Genomic DNA, 17,820 nt, shown 5'->3' on the forward strand with positions numbered 1-17,820 from the left:
GGGGATTAGTTTATAACGAGGTGAATGGGGCATTGTTATCGGAATTATCGATTAGAAACTTTGCTATTATTGAGTCATTAAATATTTCTTTTCAAAAAGGTTTAACAGTTTTAAGTGGTGAAACAGGTGCCGGAAAATCAATTATTATTGATGCAATCAGCTTACTTGTTGGTGGCCGGGGTTCAGCAGAATTTGTTAGATATGGAACAGAAAAAGCTGAAATTGAAGGTTTATTTTATATAGAGGATGATAAACATCCATGTATTACGAAAGCTGAAGAGCTGGACATTGAAATTGAAGATGGGATGATCATTTTAAAACGTGACATCGCTGCGAATGGAAAAAGTGTATGTCGTGTAAATGGTAAACTTGTTACATTGAGTATATTGAAAGAAATTGGGAAAACACTTGTTGATATTCATGGACAACATGAAACGCAAGATTTGATGAATGAGGAACGCCATTTGTTTATGCTCGATCATTTCGACGGAAATCGTATCGTGAACCAATTAGAAATATATCAAGATGTATATGGTGAATATGAGCAGTTAAAAAAGCAACTCAAATCTTTAACAGAGAATGAACAGCAGATGGCACATCGCTTAGATTTAATTCAATTCCAGCACGAAGAAATTTGTAAAGCGGATTTGAAAGTCGATGAAGAAAATGAATTGACAGAAGAGAGATTAAAAATTTCCAATTTCGAAAAGATTTATAAAGCGCTTGGTGATGCATACCGTTCATTAAGCGAAGATGGTAGTGGACTTGATCATGTACGAAATGCGATGGGACAAATGGAGAGTATTACACACCTAGATGAGGCGTATCAAGAGAACCATGATTCGATTGCAAATAGCTACTACTTATTAGAAGAGGTTGCCTATCAGCTCCGTGAAAAGTTAGATATGATGGAGTATGATCCGAATCGTTTAGACGAAATTGAAACACGTTTGAATGAAATTCGTATGCTAAAGAGAAAGTATGGAAATACTGTAGAAGAGATTTTAGCGTATGCTGATAAAATAGAGCAAGAAATTTTTACAATTGAAAATAAAGATGTACATATTGAAACGACGAAAAAGAAATTAAAAGAATTAGAAAGCGTAATTTTGAAGGAAGCAACGATACTGAGTGATATGCGTCATCAACTTGCAGACCATCTTACAAGCGCAATCCACCAAGAATTAAAAGAACTGTATATGGAAAAAACGAAATTTGAAGTGAGGATTAAGAAAAAAGAAGGAAGCAATGATGATCCACTTGTAGAAGGGGCACCAGTGAAACTTACGGCAGATGGATACAATCATGTGGAATTTTATATTTCAACAAATCCAGGTGAACCATTAAAGCAACTTTCAAAAGTAGCTTCTGGTGGAGAATTATCCCGTATTATTTTAGCTCTGAAAAGTATCTTTTCTAAACATCAAGGTGTTGCATCTGTCATTTTTGATGAAGTAGATACGGGAGTGAGTGGACGAGTGGCACAAGCGATTGCGGAAAAAATTTATCGTGTATCTGTAAACTCGCAAGTACTTTGTATTACGCACTTACCTCAAGTAGCATCGATGGCGGATTCACATTTATTTATTCGTAAACAAGTTGCAAATGATCGGACGATTACATCAGTTACTGTATTAAGTACAGAGGATAAGGTGACGGAGATTGCTCGAATGATTTCTGGCGTGGAAATTACCGATTTAACGACGGAACATGCGAAAGAGTTACTTACGCAAGCACATCGTTTTAAACAGACAGCAGAGGCTATCCAATAATGGATAGCTTTTTTGCTCAAATGACGATTTCTTGATTCTTCCGGTTATAAACAAAGCGTTACAAGGAGAAATTAAAAGATGAAGTCGTTAGGCTGAATGTGGGGTAGGAGCGAGGAGAGTGAACGAATTGAAATTAGAGCAATTCCGAAAAATAATAGGTCTTTGCCTCCTTGTTTCATTAATTTTTATGGGATGTTTTAAACCGCTTCGTACGTTTATTTCATCCCCGAAGCAACTCGTTATTTTTGAGGGTCAACAATCCGAAATAGCATCATTTCCAGTTTTCCAGGCTTCATCGACAAATCATCATGTTTTTACAGTGAGTTCAAATAAAGAACAGAAATCTGAACTTGTAGTAAATTCGCATCAAAATGGTGAAGCGGATATGGTTTTTCAACTTGCTGGATTTCCAGTAAAAAAGGTAAATGTGAAAGTATTAAAAGATTTTAAAGTGATTCCAGGTGGGCAATCAATTGGAGTGAAATTGAATACAAAAGGTGTACTTGTTGTTGGACATCATTTAATTCAAACAGAGAGAGGGAAAGTATCGCCTGGGGAAATGGCTGGTGTACAAGTTGGGGATATGATTACCGAAATTAATGGAAAAACAATTGAAAGAATGAGCGATGTGGCACCTTTTATTCATGATAGCGGAAAAACAGGTGAACCGCTTAACCTCGTCTTATTACGAGATGGTAAGTATATTCGTACGAAACTAACACCAGAAAAAGATAATGGTGAATCGTCTTATCGGATTGGCTTATATATTCGTGATTCAGCTGCTGGTATTGGAACGATGACTTTTGTTCATCCGGATTCGATGAAATATGGAGCGCTTGGTCATGTTATTTCTGATAATGATACGAAGAAACCAATTCAAGTAGAAGATGGACAGATTGTTCGTTCGACAGTTACTTCTATTGAACGCGGTAGTCATGGAAATCCAGGAGAAAAATTAGCAAGATTTTCACCGGATCGTGAAGTGATTGGTAATATTACAACAAATAGTCCTTTTGGTATTTTTGGTAAATTAAATACAGGTATAAAAAATGGCATAATGGATGAAGCGATGCCGATTGCATTGTCTCATCAAGTGAAAGAAGGGCCAGCGAAAATATTAACAGTTATCGATCAAGATAAAGTAGAGGCATTTGATATTGAAATCGTAAGCACGGTACCACAAAAGTTCCCAGCTACAAAAGGAATGGTTGTAAAAGTTACAGACAAACGTTTGTTGGCTAAAACAGGTGGTATTGTTCAAGGGATGAGTGGTAGTCCGATTGTTCAAAATGGAAAAATGATTGGTGCTGTTACACATGTATTTGTGAATGACCCAACTTCAGGGTATGGTGTCCATATTGAATGGATGTTACATGAAGCTGGAATTAATATTTATGAGCAAGAGAAAAAAGCAAGCTGATGTTAGTCAGCTTGCTTTTTTCTTGAGAAATTCGTTGAAATTTTGTAAAAGTTCCGCAAGAGCTGTTTTTTGTTGTAAAATAAAAGAAAAGAGTGAACGTTTCGTTGTAAACCTATGATGGAATGTGTAAAGAAAGAAAATAAATGAACGATAAACATATTTTTTTGTGATTTTATCGGAAATTAAGAAACTTTAAAAGGGAAATTTCACACAATTGTCGAACAATTCATGTAGCCTAGAAGCTTACACATGTCGGGAGAATCGATTCGGTAAGGGAGGAAAAGCTGTGGAGAAAATTAAAGTGTGTCTTGTGGATGATAATAAGGAACTAGTATCAATGCTAGAAAGTTATGTTGCTGCTCAAGATGATATGGAAGTAATCGGAATTGCTTATAATGGTCAAGAGTGTTTGAATTTACTGAGGGAGAAACAACCTGATGTACTTGTTTTAGATATTATTATGCCACATTTAGATGGTTTAGCGGTGCTGGAAAAAATGCGTCATATTGAAAGACTAAGACAGCCGAATGTGATTATGTTAACGGCATTTGGACAAGAAGATGTTACGAAAAAAGCAGTTGATTTAGGCGCTTCTTATTTCATCTTAAAGCCATTTGATATGGAAAATTTAACGGGTCATATTCGTCAAGTAAGCGGTAAAACGAATACTACAATTAAACGTCCACTACCATCTTTCCGATCTGCAACAACAGTAGATGGAAAACCGAAGAATCTAGATGCGAGTATTACAAGCATTATTCACGAAATTGGTGTACCAGCTCATATTAAAGGATATATGTATTTGCGAGAGGCGATTTCTATGGTATATAACGATATCGAGCTTCTTGGCTCTATTACGAAAGTCTTATACCCGGATATTGCGAAAAAATATAATACGACAGCAAGCCGTGTGGAACGCGCAATCCGTCATGCGATTGAAGTAGCGTGGAGTCGTGGGAATATTGATTCAATCTCGTCCTTATTTGGTTATACTGTATCGATGTCAAAAGCAAAACCTACGAATAGCGAATTCATCGCAATGGTTGCAGATAAGTTAAGGCTTGAACATAAGGCTTCATAAACGTTATTGTATTGAGAGTTTCGTAATGTAAAGTTATCAACAAGTAAAGTTAATATATTTCGATCAACACCGTCTTTCATTCGTTTGTAAATCAAACGAATGAAAAACGGTGTTTTTGTTTTGAATGAGTTTTACAGATAGGATAAAAAGAAAAAAATTTAGTGTTGTCGTTAAATTAAAGTATGTCGTTGGACAGTATATTTCAATCTGGGAATTTTAGGAGTTTATGTAAGAATCCGCTTATGATATTATGATATATATGGGCGGAAATATGGTGAATAGAGAAAATAAACAGTCCTGCAAAACAGGACTGGATTATTCTTCATCTTTATTTTGTTTTTCTAGCTCAACTAACTTTTGAACTAAAATGTGCTGCGGCATATGCATAATTTGCTCAAGTGGAACACCTAGAGCTTTTGATAAACGAATTGCAGTATCCGGAGAAATTTGTAATGGTTTCATAGAAGTACCTCCTTTTTCGTATAGTATAGCATAAGATTGGGGGAGTGAGGATGACTCTTATATTCGCGCACCGCGGTGCGGCGGGGGCGTATCCAGAAAATACAATGATTTCATTTAAAGCTGCGGAATCGTTTCAGGCAGACGGGATAGAATTAGATGTTCAATTTACGAAGGATAAAAAAGTTGTTGTGATTCATGATGAAACTGTCAATCGTACAACGAATGGAAAAGGTGCCGTTCGTAATTACTTATATGAAGATTTGCGAAAATTGGATGCGAGTCACCAGTTTTCGGAAAAGGTAGGTTTTTGCAAAATTCCTTTATTAGAAGAAGTGCTAGAATGGCTAAAATCGAATTGTTTGTTGCTCAATATTGAATTTAAAAATAATAAAATTCCATATTGTGGTTTAGAAGAAGAAGTTATAACACTTATACGTAAGTTTGGCCTAGAAGATCGAGTTATTTTTTCTTCTTTTAATCATTACAGTATGAAAAGATGTCATATGATGGCTCCGGATATTCAAACGGCTATTTTGTATCGAGAAGGTTTACATAGCCCGTGGGCGTATGCGCAAAAAATGGGGGCTACTGCGATTCATCCGAACTATCGTTATCTTCAGGATGCAATAGCTGAATTAACAATGGAGAGCGGAGTTGAAGTGCGGCCTTATACAATTAATGATGAAACGGTTATGCGTAAGTATTTTGATATGAACATATCGGCGATTATTACTGATTATCCAGAAACAGCGAGAGTGTTATTACAAGTGGAAAAATGAGACCTTACATTAGAAAGGTCTCATTTTTATGTTCTTTTATCTTCTGAAACGAGCTTGTACTTTGTTTCGTTTACGATCACGATGTACAACAAAGCCTCCAAAGATATAAAAACCGATTGCAAAGCAGAATACACCTATTAAAAATTGTAACCATAATACAGGGATTGGAGATAAAAGAATACCAAATACAGTATCTCTCATCAATTTTATACCTAGCACTGCTAATGAGATAGGGATGAGTGCTAATAGAAGAGCAAGGTAACGCTGCATAGATAACGCTCCTTTTCAGATAATTTTGTATATATTAAATGATGTTATATTGAAAGGGGATTTGTCAAGTGATTGCTGAACGAGTAAGATAAAGGTGTGAAAAATTTTGCAGAGATACTTCGAGAGGAAGTGGGATGTGTGAAACAAAAAGTATTAATTATTGGAGCGGGCGAAGGTGGAAGTACGATTCTTGGTTTGCTGCAAAATTCGAATATATTTAAAGTCGTTGGCGTTATCGATATAAATCCGAATGCAAAAGGATTACAGATTGCGCAAGAACAAGGTATTGCAGTTGGAGAAGATTTAGATTCTTTTCTTACAGTGGATGTGGATGTAATTTTTGATATGAGTGGTGATTACCATTTACATAAGGTTCTATTCGCAAAAAAACAAGAAAATACACTCCTTATACCAGGGGATGTTGCGAAAATCGTTACGAAGTTGGCACATGAGAAAGAGAATTTAATTGAAAAACTGAAAGGCCAAACGCAGCAAGGAAATTTGATTTTAAATTCTACTCATGATGGAATGATTGTCATTGATTCAGAAGGTTATGTGAAATTATTTAACAAAAGTGCAGAACGTATAACGGGTTATAAAGCGAAAGAAGCGACTGGGAAATATATTTTAGAAGTAATTCCGACTAGTAAGTTACTTCGTACTATACGAACGAAACAAATAGAAGTGAATCATGAGTTGACATTAGGGAATGAAAAGAAGATTATTACAACGCGGATTCCAATTTTAAAAGAAGATGGAGAGGTGCAAGGGGCATTTGCAATTTTTAAAGATATTACAGAAGTTGTAGATCTAGCAGAAGAAGTTACGGATTTAAAAGAAATTCAAACCTTATTGGAAGCGATTATTCATTCATCTGAGGAAGCGATTTCTGTTGTAGATGAGAAAGGAAGAGGTCTTGTCATCAACCCTGCTTATACAAAGTTAACAGGCCTTACAGAGGATGACATAATTGGAAAACCTGCAACGACTGATATTGTAGAGGGGGAAAGTATGCATATGAAAGTACTTCGGACGCGTAGGGCGGTACGAGGGATTCATATGAAAATTGGTCAGAAAAAACGAGATGTCATTGTAAATGTCGCGCCGGTTATTGTTGATGGAATATTGAAAGGTAGCGTTGGTGTTATTCGTGACGTATCCGAAATTCAAAAATTAACGCATGAATTAAACCGGGCAAGACAAATTATTCGGACGCTAGAAGCGAAATATTCTTTTGAGGATATTGTAGGAACGTCTGATGAAACGATGGCTGCAATAGAGCAAGCAAAGCTTGGAGCAAATACACCAGCAACCGTATTACTTCGCGGGGAGTCAGGGACTGGTAAAGAGTTATTTGCGCACGCTATTCATAACGGGAGTAATCGGAAATACAATAAGTTTGTTCGTGTAAACTGTGCTGCTATCTCGGAAACTTTATTGGAAAGTGAATTATTTGGTTACGAAGAAGGAGCCTTTTCTGGTGCGAAAAGAGGCGGTAAAAGAGGTTTCTTTGAAGAAGCAAATAATGGGAGTGTTTTTTTAGATGAGATTGGGGAACTGTCTGCGAATACGCAAGCGAAATTATTGCGCGTTTTGCAGGAAAAAGAAATTGTAAAAGTTGGAGGAACGAAACCAATTCCTATTAATGTTCGGGTGATTGCGGCGACGCATGTAAATTTAGAAAAAGCAATTTTGGAAGGTGAATTCAGAGAAGATTTATATTATCGCCTAAATAAAATTCCAATTCAAATTCCGTCTCTTCGTCAGCGAAAGGAAGATATTCCGGTTATATCAGAACGATTGATTCAAAAAATTAATCAAGATTATGGTCGGAATGTAGAAGGATTAACGGAATCGGCTATTGAATATTTGCGATCGTATGATTGGCCAGGGAATGTTAGAGAGCTTGAGAATATTTTGGGACGGGCGATTATTTTTATGAACTATAATGAGATGTATATTGATGTACATCATTTGCCTTCTTTGCATAAGGAGGACCAAGTGGAATTAAAAGGAAATAATTTGTTGCCGGAATTAGAAGAAAAGCCCCTTGAACATTTGGTTACGGAGTTTGAAGGGAACATCATACATGAATATTTAGAGAAGTTTGGTGGGAATAAAACAAAGACAGCGAAAGTGTTAGGAATCTCAGTTCGAAATTTATATTACAAGTTAGAAAAGTATGACCGTGCAAAAAATAGCATGCAATAAATTGCGTACCGTGCAATTTATTGCATGATACGTAAAAAACAACAAATCAAGACAGAATATTATGTAATTTTCTAAAGTACTGATTTCACTGTATTTTGTATGCGTTTTCATAATTGGTATGACCAATTTGAAAAGTTGGCACGATATTTGCTTATTAAATAGACGAGGGACGACGGAAAGGGTTGATTACAAGATATGAAGTTAAAACACTTAATTGATCAAGCAGCAGGGCAGCCTAAAAAAACTGTGGCTGTAGCAGTGGCTGAAGATCATGAAGTAATTGAAGCAGTAGCTAAGGCAATTCAATTACAGTTAGCTCAATTTCGTCTATATGGAAATCAAGAAAAAATTATTGGTATGCTACAAGAGCATGACTTACAAGTTTCAGAACACGTTCAAGTGATTGCGACATCATCAAGTGCTGAGGCCGCGGAACTTTCTGTTAAAGCTGTAAGAAATGGTGAAGCAGACGTACTTATGAAGGGGAACATCCCAACAGCAAGTATTTTAAAAGCAGTATTAAATAAAGAGTGGGGACTTCGCAAAGGTAGTGTGTTATCACATGTTGCAGCGTTTGAAGTTCCAAATTACGATCGCTTTATCTTTGTCACAGATGCAGCGATGAACATTGCACCTGATGTAGGGCAAAAAGCTGCTATTATACAAAATACTGTTGAAGTTGCCCGGGCAATAGGAATCGAATTGCCAAAAGTGGCTCCGATTGCAGCGGTGGAAGTTATTAATCAAGCAATGCAGGCGACAATCGATGCAGCGATGTTAACCCAAATGAATCGTCGTGGACAAATTAAAGATTGTATCGTTGATGGACCGCTTGCTTTAGATAATGCTGTATCACAAATTGCAGCAGAGCACAAAGGCATAGTAAGTGATGTGGCAGGTAAGGCAGATATTTTACTCGTCCCAACGATTGAAGCTGGAAACGTGCTATATAAATCGCTTGTCTATTTTGCAAATGCAAATGTAGGAGCGATGATTGCTGGCGCAAAAGCACCGATTGTTTTAACATCTCGTGCAGATTCAGCAGAAACAAAAGTATATTCATTAGCTTTAGCAGTTGCGACTGCTTCTAAATAAACCAAAAGGGTAAAACAATTAGGGGGAAATGACAATGACATTAGAAATCTTCGAATACTTAGAAAAATATGATTATGAGCAAGTAGTATTTTGTCAAGATAAAGAATCTGGATTAAAAGCAATCATTGCAATTCATGATACAACACTTGGACCAGCCCTTGGTGGAACAAGAATGTGGACATATGATTCTGAAGAAGCGGCGATTGAAGATGCATTGCGTCTTGCAAAAGGGATGACATATAAAAACGCAGCAGCTGGTTTAAACCTAGGTGGTGCAAAAACAGTTATCATCGGCGATCCACGTAAAGATAAAAGTGAAGCAATGTTCCGTGCATTAGGACGTTACATCCAAGGTTTAAACGGGCGTTATATTACTGCAGAAGATGTTGGTACAACTGTTGATGATATGGATATTATCCACGAAGAAACTGATTTTGTAACAGGTATTTCACCTTCATTCGGTTCTTCTGGTAACCCATCTCCAGTAACTGCTTATGGTGTTTACCGCGGTATGAAAGCAGCGGCGAAAGAGGCATTTGGTACAGACAGCCTAGAAGGTAAAGTAATTGCTGTTCAAGGTGTTGGTAACGTAGCATATCACTTATGCAAGCATTTACACGCTGAAGGTGCACAACTAATCGTTACAGATATTAATAAAGAAGCGGTACAACGTGCAGTAGAAGAATTTGGTGCAACAGCAGTTGAACCAAATGAAATTTACGGTGTAGAATGTGACATTTATGCACCATGCGCATTAGGTGCAACAGTAAATGACGAAACAATTCCACAACTTAAAGCAAAAGTAATTGCAGGTTCTGCAAATAACCAATTAAAAGAAGATCGTCACGGTGACGCAATCCATGAAATGGGAATTGTATATGCACCAGACTATGTAATTAATGCAGGCGGTGTAATTAACGTAGCAGATGAATTATATGGATACAATAGAGAACGTGCATTAAAACGTGTAGAGTCTATTTATGACACAATTGCAAAAGTAATTGAGATTTCAAAACGTGATGGTGTACCAACTTATGTTGCAGCAGATCGTCTAGCTGAAGAGCGTATTGCAAGCTTGAAAAATACTCGTAGCACGTTCTTACGCAACGGCCATAACATTATTAGCCGTCGCTAATCTATCATATACAACTTCTACAAAAGCTGTGGTTACCTCTTACGAGGTTTCCACTGCCTTTTGAATTTATAGGTGGAGGTAGCAACATTGTCCTTAAATCGAATCCTTGTTATTAATCCGGGTAGTACATCCACAAAAATAGGTGTTTTTGATAATGAAAGACCCGTTTTAGAAGAAACCATTCGTCATGATGTGGATAAAATCGGTAAATATAAACGAATTATTGATCAATATGAATTTCGAAAAGAAACAATTTTAGAAGTTTTACATTCTCACGGCATTAATATTTCGAAATTAAACGCTGTTTGCGGTCGCGGGGGATTACTTCGTCCCATTGAAGGTGGTACGTATACAGTGAACGAAGCAATGTTAGAAGATTTGAAAAATGGATATAGCGGTCATCACGCTTCAAATCTTGGAGGTATTTTGGCGTATGAAATCGCTTCAGGATTAAATATTCCAGCATTCATTGTCGATCCAGTTGTTGTTGATGAAATGGATTCAATTGCTCGTATTAGTGGTATTTCTGGCATGGAGCGAAAAAGTATTTTTCATGCGTTAAACCAAAAAGCTGTGGCGCGTAAAGTTGCAGAGGAACTTGGTCGTAAATATGAAGATTTAAACCTATTAATTGCGCACATGGGTGGCGGGATAACGGTTGGTGCTCATAAGCAAGGAAAAGTTATTGATGTAAATAATGGTTTGAATGGTGAAGGTCCATTTAGTCCAGAACGTTCTGGAACAGTGCCGGTTGGACAGTTAATAGAAATGTGTTTCTCAGGTGAGTATTACCGCGATGAAATGATGAAAAAGATTGTTGGACAAGGCGGATTAGTAAGCCTTATTGGTACAAACGATGCAATTAAAGTTGAAAACATGGTTGAGAAAGGTGATCCTGAGGCAACACTTATTTACAAAGCAATGGCATATCAAGTTGCGAAAGAAATCGGCGGAGCTAGCACGGTTCTTCATGGGAAAATAGATGCAATCGTTTTAACAGGAGGACTCGCATATAGCAAAATTCTTGTTGATGAAATCAAGGAGCGCGTTCATTGGATTGCTGATGTGATTGTGCATCCAGGTGAAGATGAATTACAAGCATTAGCAGAAGGGGCACTTCGTGTATTACGTGAGGAAGAAGCTTCAAAAGAGTATGTTGTACGAGAAAAAGAAACGGTAGCTAGGGGTTGAGATAATGGCAAAAGAATATGATTTAGTCATCGTTGGCGGCGGTACTGGCGGATATGTTGCTGCTATTCGTGCATCACAATTAGGGCTAAAAACAGCGCTTGTTGAAAAAGATAATCTTGGTGGCACTTGTTTACACAAAGGTTGTATTCCTAGTAAAGCATTGCTGCGTAGTGCTGAAGTATATGCAACGGCAAAAAAGAGTGAAGAGTTTGGCGTTGTAACGAGCAATGTAGAATTGAACTTTGCTAAAGTGCAAGAGCGTAAAGAAAAGATTGTAACGCAGCTTCATAAAGGCGTTCAGCATTTAATGAAGCAAGGTAAAATTGATGTGTTTGAAGGTATCGGCCGCATTCTTGGACCTTCTATCTTCTCTCCAATGCCGGGAACAATTTCGGTTGAATTGGCAAATGGAGAAGAGAATGAAATGTTGATTCCTAAAAATGTGCTTATTGCAACAGGTTCTCGTCCAAACTCTTTACCAGGGTTAGAACTAGATGGAGAATACGTAATGTCATCGGATCATGCCCTGAAAATGGAAACGCTTCCCAAATCAATTATCATTGTTGGTGGTGGTGTAATTGGAATTGAATGGGCATCTATGCTTGCTGATTTCGGTGTTGAAGTTACCGTATTAGAATATGCAAAACATGTCTTACCGCTTGAAGATCAAGATGTTTCGAAAGAAATGCAACGTCTCTTGAAGAAAAAGGGAATTAAAGTGGTAACAGGTGCAAAAGTATTACCAGAAACATTGGTAAAAGATAATGGAGTAGCAATTCAAGCCGAACACAATGGTGAAAGTAAAGAATTCAAGGCAGAAAAAATGCTTGTATCTGTAGGAAGACAAGCCAATACGCAAAATATCGGCTTAGAGAATACAGATATCATTGTGGAAAAAGGATACATTCAAACAAATGAGTTTTATCAAACGAAAGAATCACATATTTATGCAATTGGTGATGTAATTGGTGGTTTACAACTTGCACACGTTGCTTCTCATGAAGGTATTGTTGCTGTAGAACATATTGTTGGTAAAGAAGTTATGCCAATCGATTACTCTATGGTATCGAAATGTGTATACAGTAGTCCAGAAGTAGCTTCTGTTGGTTTAACAGAACAGGAAGCAAAAGAAAAAGGCTATAAGTTAAAAGTAGGCAAGTTCTCATTCCGTGCAATCGGAAAAGCACTTGTATATGGAGAATCAGATGGCTTTGTGAAACTTGTAGTTGATGAAGAAACAAATGATATTCTCGGTGTTCATATGATTGGCCCACATGTAACGGATATGATTTCTGAAGCGGGTCTTGCAAGAGTACTTGATGCAACACCTTGGGAAGTTGCACATACAATTCATCCGCATCCATCATTATCAGAAGCAATTGGTGAAGCTGCATTAGCAGTAGATGGAAAAGCGTTACACGCATAAAAATGTGGATTTAGGAGGTTATGAAAATGGCAGAAGTAAAAGAAAAGCGCCATGAAGAGCTTGGCTTAAGTGATGAGCAAGTAGTAGAAATGTATCGTACGATGTTGCTTGCACGTAAAATTGACGAACGTATGTGGTTGTTAAACCGTGCAGGGAAAATTCCATTCGTAATTTCTTGTCAAGGACAGGAAGCTGCACAAGTAGGCGCAGCATTTGCACTTGATCGTAAAAAAGATTATGCATTACCATATTACCGTGATATGGGTGTAGTACTAGCGTTTGGTATGACAGCAAAAGAGCTTATGTTGTCTGGCTTTGCAAAAGCAGGAGATCCAAACTCTGGTGGCCGTCAAATGCCTGGTCACTTCGGTCAGAAGAAAAACCGTATTGTGACAGGTTCATCACCAGTTACAACACAAGTGCCTCATGCAGTAGGAATTGCACTAGCAGGGAAGATGGAAAAGAAAGATTTAGTAACGTTTGTTACCTTCGGTGAAGGTTCTTCTAACCAAGGTGACTTCCACGAAGGTGCTAACTTTGCTGGCGTACACAAATTGCCTGTTATTTTCATGTGTGAGAATAACAAATATGCAATTTCTATCCCTGTTGAAAAGCAATTAGCATGTAAAAATGTATCAGATCGTGCAATTGGTTACGGTATGCCAGGATACACAGTGGACGGAAATGATCCACTTGCAGTATATAAAGCTGTAAAAGAAGCAGCGGATCGTGGCCGCCGCGGCGAAGGTCCAACTTTAATTGAAACAGTATCATATCGTTTAACAGCACACTCTAGTGATGACGATGATCTTGTATATCGTGATAAAGAAGAAGTAGAAGAAGCGAAGAAAAAAGATTCCATCTTTACATTTGCTGCTTACTTAAAAGAGGTTGGCGTGTTAACGGAGGAATCTGAAAAACAAATGTTAGATGAAATTATGCATATCGTAAACGAAGCAACAGAATATGCAGAAAATGCTCCGTATGCAGCACCTGAAGATGCATTGAAGCACGTATACGCAGAATAGGGGGGAACGTTTCATGGCTGTAATGTCTTATATTGACGCGATTACATTAGCAATGCGCGAAGAAATGGAACGCGATGAGAAAGTATTTGTATTAGGAGAAGACGTTGGTAAAAAAGGTGGCGTATTTAAAGCGACAAATGGATTATATGATCAATTTGGTGAAGATCGTGCGCTTGATACACCGCTTGCAGAATCTGCAATTGCAGGGGTAGCAATCGGGGCAGCGATGTACGGAATGCGTCCAATTGCTGAAATGCAATTTGCTGATTTTATTATGCCAGCAGTAAACCAAATTGTTTCTGAGGCAGCAAAAATTCGTTACCGTTCTAATAATGACTGGACTTGTCCGATCACTGTGCGTGCACCGTTTGGTGGCGGCGTTCACGGTGCATTGTATCACTCACAGTCTGTAGAAGCAATGTTTGCAAACCAACCAGGTTTAAAAATTGTTATTCCTTCTACACCATATGATGCAAAAGGATTATTAAAAGCGGCAATTCGTGATGAAGATCCAGTACTATTCTTTGAACATAAACGTGCATATCGTTTAATTAAAGGCGAAGTACCAGAAGATGATTATGTATTGCCAATCGGAAAAGCAGATGTAAAACGTGAAGGTGATGATATTACTGTTATCACATATGGATTATGTGTTCACTTTGCTCTTCAAGCTGCTGAAAAATTAGCGAAAGATGGCATTTCTGCTCACATTCTTGATTTACGTACTGTATATCCATTAGATAAAGAAGCGATTATTGAAGCAGCTTCTAAAACAGGTAAAGTTCTTCTTGTAACGGAAGATAACAAAGAAGGAAGCATTATAAGTGAAGTAGCAGCAATTATTGCAGAAAATTGCTTATTTGACCTTGATGCACCAATTGCACGTCTTGCAGGTCCAGACGTTCCAGCAATGCCATATGCACCAACAATGGAAAAATTCTTTATGGTAAATCCAGATAAGGTTGAAAAAGCAATGCGTGAACTTGCGGAATTTTAATCGGGGGGACTATACATGGCTGTAGAAAATATCACAATGCCTCAGCTTGGGGAAAGTGTAACGGAAGGTACAATTAGTAAATGGCTCGTAAATGTTGGCGATCACGTAAATAAATATGATCCGCTTGCAGAAGTAATGACAGATAAAGTAAACGCAGAAGTACCATCTTCTTTCACAGGAATTGTGAAGGAGTTAGTCGCTGCTGAAGGTGATACACTTGCTGTAGGTGAAGTCGTTTGTGTGATCCAAGTAGAGGGCGCAGATGAGGTAGCTGCGACAGCTGTAGAAGAGAAAACAAAAGAGGAACCAAAAACAGAAGTGGCTTTAGCTGAAAAAGCACCAAAAGTGAAGCAACCAACTGATGGCAAACCTCGTTTCTCACCAGCGGTATTAAAACTTGCAGGTGAGCATAATATTGATTTAGATGCAGTAGAAGGTACGGGCGCAAATGGTCGTATTACACGTAAAGATATTCTGAAGCTTGTGGAATCTGGAAACATTCCGGTAGTTGGTGCGAAGAAAGAAGAAGCACCTGTATCTGTGCAGGCATCACAAGAAGCACCAAAAGTGGCTGCACCATCAGCTCCAAAAACAGAAGCGGCAAAACCTGTATCTGTACCGACAGTGCCTGGCGATATTGAAATTCCGGTAACAGGTGTGCGTAAAGCAATTGCTGCGAACATGCTGCGTAGTAAACACGAAGCACCTCACGCTTGGATGATGATTGAAGTAGATGTAACAAATCTTGTATCATACCGTAATTCAATTAAAGGCGAATTTAAAAAGCGTGAAGGCTTCAACTTAACATTCTTTGCATTCTTCGTTAAAGCAGTTGCACAAGCATTGAAAGAATACCCACAAATTAACTCAATGTGGGCTGGTGACAAAATTGTTCAAAAGAAAGATATTAACCTTTCTATCGCTGTTGCAACAGAAGATGAATTATTTGTACCAGTTATTAAACAAGCAGATGAGAAAACAATTAAAGGTATTGCTCGTGAAATTACTGAACTTGCAGGAAAAGTTCGTACAAAATCATTGAAAGCAGACGAAATGCAAGGCGGTACATTTACAATTAATAACACAGGATCATTTGGTTCTGTTCAATCTATGGGTATTATTAACCATCCACAAGCTGCTATTTTACAAGTAGAATCTATTGTAAAACGTCCAGTTATTATGGATAATGGTATGTTCGGTGCACGCGACATGGTTAACCTATGTTTATCCCTTGATCATCGTGTACTGGATGGCTTAATTTGTGGTAAATTCTTAGGACGTGTAAAAGAAATTCTTGAAAATGTATCAGAGAATAATACGTCTGTATATTAATAAAAAGCTCGCGTCTGCGAGCTTTTTACTTTAGAAAAGATATATTTCTTCACTTTTTATCCCACAATAAAAAATGCCTTCCATTAATCTGACAATGAATAATAATGTATTATGAATTTACGAAAATACATTGCTGATATCCAGTATATAGATATACAATAAGAAAAGAATATTTTTTTGGAAAATCTTACTGATGAAACTGTAGTATAATGTATTGTATTGTTTAAAAAAGAAAGTTATTCTATATAAGTATTTTATAGATTAATATGCAATCAGTCGTCAAGATATAAAGAATGTTGACTCCTGGTTTTTTATTTTGCCTTAACAATGTTTCAGGAGGATGTCATGAAGAGAAGTACCGAATTTCTAAAAAGTTTAGATGTAAAATTAATTTTAATTTTGTTTATATTATGTGTCACGAGTATAGCTGCCATATATAGCAGTCAACAAACAGGACAATATGGAAATTCAAATTTTGCAATGAAACAAGGGATTAACTATGTAATCGGTATTGTTTTATTACTACTTGTTGCAAGTATTGATTTAGATCAACTGCAAAAATTAGCGTGGCCATTTTATATTGTTGGGTTTGCTTCGATTATTATACTTAAGATTTCACCATTTAAAGCTTTAACACCTGAAATATTAGGGGCAAAAAGATGGTTTAAAGTCCCAGTTCTTGGGGCGATCCAGCCATCAGAGTTTTTCAAAATTGCGTTGCTTCTTTTAGTTGCTAGTTTAGCAGTCAAGCATAATGAAAAATATATGGTACGGACTTTTCAAACGGATTTAAGATTAATAGGTAAAATTATTTTAGTATCGATTCCACCTGCTCTACTTGTATATAGTCAGCCTGATACAGGGATGGTTTTCCTATATGCTGCAGGGATTGCATGTATTTTGTTTATGTCAGGTATTCAAAAGAAATTAATTGCAATATGTACAGTTATTCCACTGACCATATTGTCCACGTTAATATTTATATTTTTGAAATACCCAGACATTTTTTTCAACAAATTGGTTACTTTACTAAAGCCGCATCAACAGTCACGAATTTTGGGCTGGTTAGACCCATTTGAGCACGTGGATCAAGGTTATCAAACACAACAATCGATTTTAGCGGTTGGTAGTGGGGGAATGGATGGAAAAGGATTTGGATATGGAAGTGTATATATTCCTGAAAAGCATACCGATTTCATTTTTGCTACAATTGCTGAAGAGGGTGGATTTTTAATTGCAGCTTTCGTCGTATTTATGTTTCTGTTACTTCTTTATCGTACAATTATAATTGGGTATTCAGCAGATAATCTGTTTGGTACATTATTATGTGCAGGAGTAATTGGTGTTTTAACATTACAAATCTTCCAAAACGTTGGTATGATTGTTGGATTAATGCCGGTAAAAGGAATTGCGCTTCCGTTTTTATCATATGGAGGAAGTTCCTTGTTTTCGAATATGATGATGATGGGGCTCGTTCTATCGGTACGGAAAACTTATAAAAAGTATATGTTTTCGGTTAGTTGATTTTTATATAAAAAGCTGATTCGTTCACACACGGATCAGCTTTTTTGCATAGAGGATTGTAATCATCACAAACTAAAGGGAGTGTGGAAATTTGTGA

At 37.2% G+C, this 17,820-nt stretch carries 15 protein-coding genes; 13 read left to right on the plus strand and 2 right to left on the minus strand.

Annotated elements, in window-relative coordinates:
• Window positions 1-32: 32 nt before the first annotated feature.
• The 3 genes from recN to spo0A all read left to right on the plus strand — a co-directional run bounded on the left by recN (window position 33) and on the right by spo0A (window position 4,273).
• Window positions 33-1,772, plus strand: a complete 1,740-nt coding sequence (gene recN, locus MHH45_RS22900; protein WP_016116254.1) for a DNA repair protein RecN — start codon at window positions 33-35, stop codon at window positions 1,770-1,772.
• A 118-nt stretch (window positions 1,773-1,890) separates the two neighbouring features.
• A complete protein-coding gene (spoIVB, locus tag MHH45_RS22905) occupies window positions 1,891-3,192 on the plus strand; it encodes a SpoIVB peptidase (RefSeq protein WP_016116253.1) in 1,302 nt (433 codons plus the stop codon).
• A gap of 286 nt (window positions 3,193-3,478) precedes the next feature.
• A complete protein-coding gene (gene spo0A, locus MHH45_RS22910; RefSeq protein WP_016116252.1) occupies window positions 3,479-4,273 on the plus strand; it encodes a sporulation transcription factor Spo0A in 795 nt (264 codons plus the stop codon).
• A 315-nt stretch (window positions 4,274-4,588) separates the two neighbouring features.
• Here spo0A and MHH45_RS22915 read toward each other — a convergent pair whose 3' ends face one another.
• Window positions 4,589-4,735 (minus strand): YycC family protein, encoded by a 147-nt coding sequence (locus MHH45_RS22915; RefSeq protein ID WP_003200201.1) that lies wholly within the window; start codon window positions 4,733-4,735, stop codon window positions 4,589-4,591.
• Between the two features lie 50 nt (window positions 4,736-4,785).
• On the opposite strand from MHH45_RS22915, the gene MHH45_RS22920 reads away from it, so the two are divergent.
• Window positions 4,786-5,514, plus strand: coding sequence for a glycerophosphodiester phosphodiesterase (locus tag MHH45_RS22920; protein ID WP_016116251.1), 729 nt, complete (start codon window positions 4,786-4,788; stop codon window positions 5,512-5,514).
• A gap of 36 nt (window positions 5,515-5,550) precedes the next feature.
• On the opposite strand, the gene MHH45_RS22925 is transcribed toward MHH45_RS22920, so the two are convergent.
• Window positions 5,551-5,784, minus strand: coding sequence for a DUF2627 domain-containing protein (locus MHH45_RS22925; protein WP_003200204.1), 234 nt, complete (start codon window positions 5,782-5,784; stop codon window positions 5,551-5,553).
• A gap of 138 nt (window positions 5,785-5,922) precedes the next feature.
• Between MHH45_RS22925 and MHH45_RS22930 the strand changes: the two genes are divergently transcribed.
• The 9 genes from MHH45_RS22930 (at window position 5,923) to MHH45_RS22970 (ending at window position 17,723) form a co-directional block, all read left to right on the plus strand.
• Window positions 5,923-7,995 (plus strand): sigma-54 interaction domain-containing protein, encoded by a 2,073-nt coding sequence (locus tag MHH45_RS22930; protein WP_077293889.1) that lies wholly within the window; start codon window positions 5,923-5,925, stop codon window positions 7,993-7,995.
• A 195-nt stretch (window positions 7,996-8,190) separates the two neighbouring features.
• Complete coding sequence (gene yqiS / locus MHH45_RS22935) at window positions 8,191-9,090, plus strand: phosphate butyryltransferase (RefSeq protein ID WP_016116249.1); 900 nt, start codon at window positions 8,191-8,193, stop codon at window positions 9,088-9,090.
• A gap of 34 nt (window positions 9,091-9,124) precedes the next feature.
• The gene (locus MHH45_RS22940; RefSeq protein ID WP_016116248.1) at window positions 9,125-10,225 is read left to right on the plus strand and encodes a leucine dehydrogenase; all 1,101 of its coding nucleotides are present in this window, start codon (window positions 9,125-9,127) and stop codon (window positions 10,223-10,225) included.
• Between the two features lie 87 nt (window positions 10,226-10,312).
• Window positions 10,313-11,416 carry a butyrate kinase gene (buk, locus tag MHH45_RS22945; protein ID WP_016116247.1) on the plus strand — a complete coding sequence of 368 codons (1,104 nt, stop codon included), beginning with the start codon at window positions 10,313-10,315 and terminating at the stop codon, window positions 11,414-11,416.
• A gap of 4 nt (window positions 11,417-11,420) precedes the next feature.
• Window positions 11,421-12,842, plus strand: coding sequence for a dihydrolipoyl dehydrogenase (gene lpdA, locus MHH45_RS22950; RefSeq protein ID WP_016116246.1), 1,422 nt, complete (start codon window positions 11,421-11,423; stop codon window positions 12,840-12,842).
• 26 nt (window positions 12,843-12,868) lie between these two features.
• Window positions 12,869-13,870: a 3-methyl-2-oxobutanoate dehydrogenase subunit alpha gene (gene bfmBAA / locus MHH45_RS22955; RefSeq protein WP_016116245.1), complete on the plus strand. Its 1,002-nt coding sequence runs from the start codon at window positions 12,869-12,871 to the stop codon at window positions 13,868-13,870.
• A 13-nt stretch (window positions 13,871-13,883) separates the two neighbouring features.
• The gene (bfmBAB, locus tag MHH45_RS22960) at window positions 13,884-14,867 is read left to right on the plus strand and encodes a 3-methyl-2-oxobutanoate dehydrogenase subunit beta (protein WP_003200187.1); all 984 of its coding nucleotides are present in this window, start codon (window positions 13,884-13,886) and stop codon (window positions 14,865-14,867) included.
• A 15-nt stretch (window positions 14,868-14,882) separates the two neighbouring features.
• A complete protein-coding gene (locus MHH45_RS22965) occupies window positions 14,883-16,199 on the plus strand; it encodes a dihydrolipoamide acetyltransferase family protein (RefSeq protein WP_088093659.1) in 1,317 nt (438 codons plus the stop codon).
• Between the two features lie 345 nt (window positions 16,200-16,544).
• Window positions 16,545-17,723: an FtsW/RodA/SpoVE family cell cycle protein gene (locus MHH45_RS22970; RefSeq protein ID WP_016116242.1), complete on the plus strand. Its 1,179-nt coding sequence runs from the start codon at window positions 16,545-16,547 to the stop codon at window positions 17,721-17,723.
• The last annotated feature ends 97 nt before the right edge of the window (window positions 17,724-17,820 follow it).

It is taken from the genome of Bacillus sp. FSL K6-0042 (genome assembly GCF_038006685.1).
Classification (GTDB): Bacteria; Bacillota; Bacilli; order Bacillales; family Bacillaceae_G; genus Bacillus_A; species Bacillus_A pseudomycoides.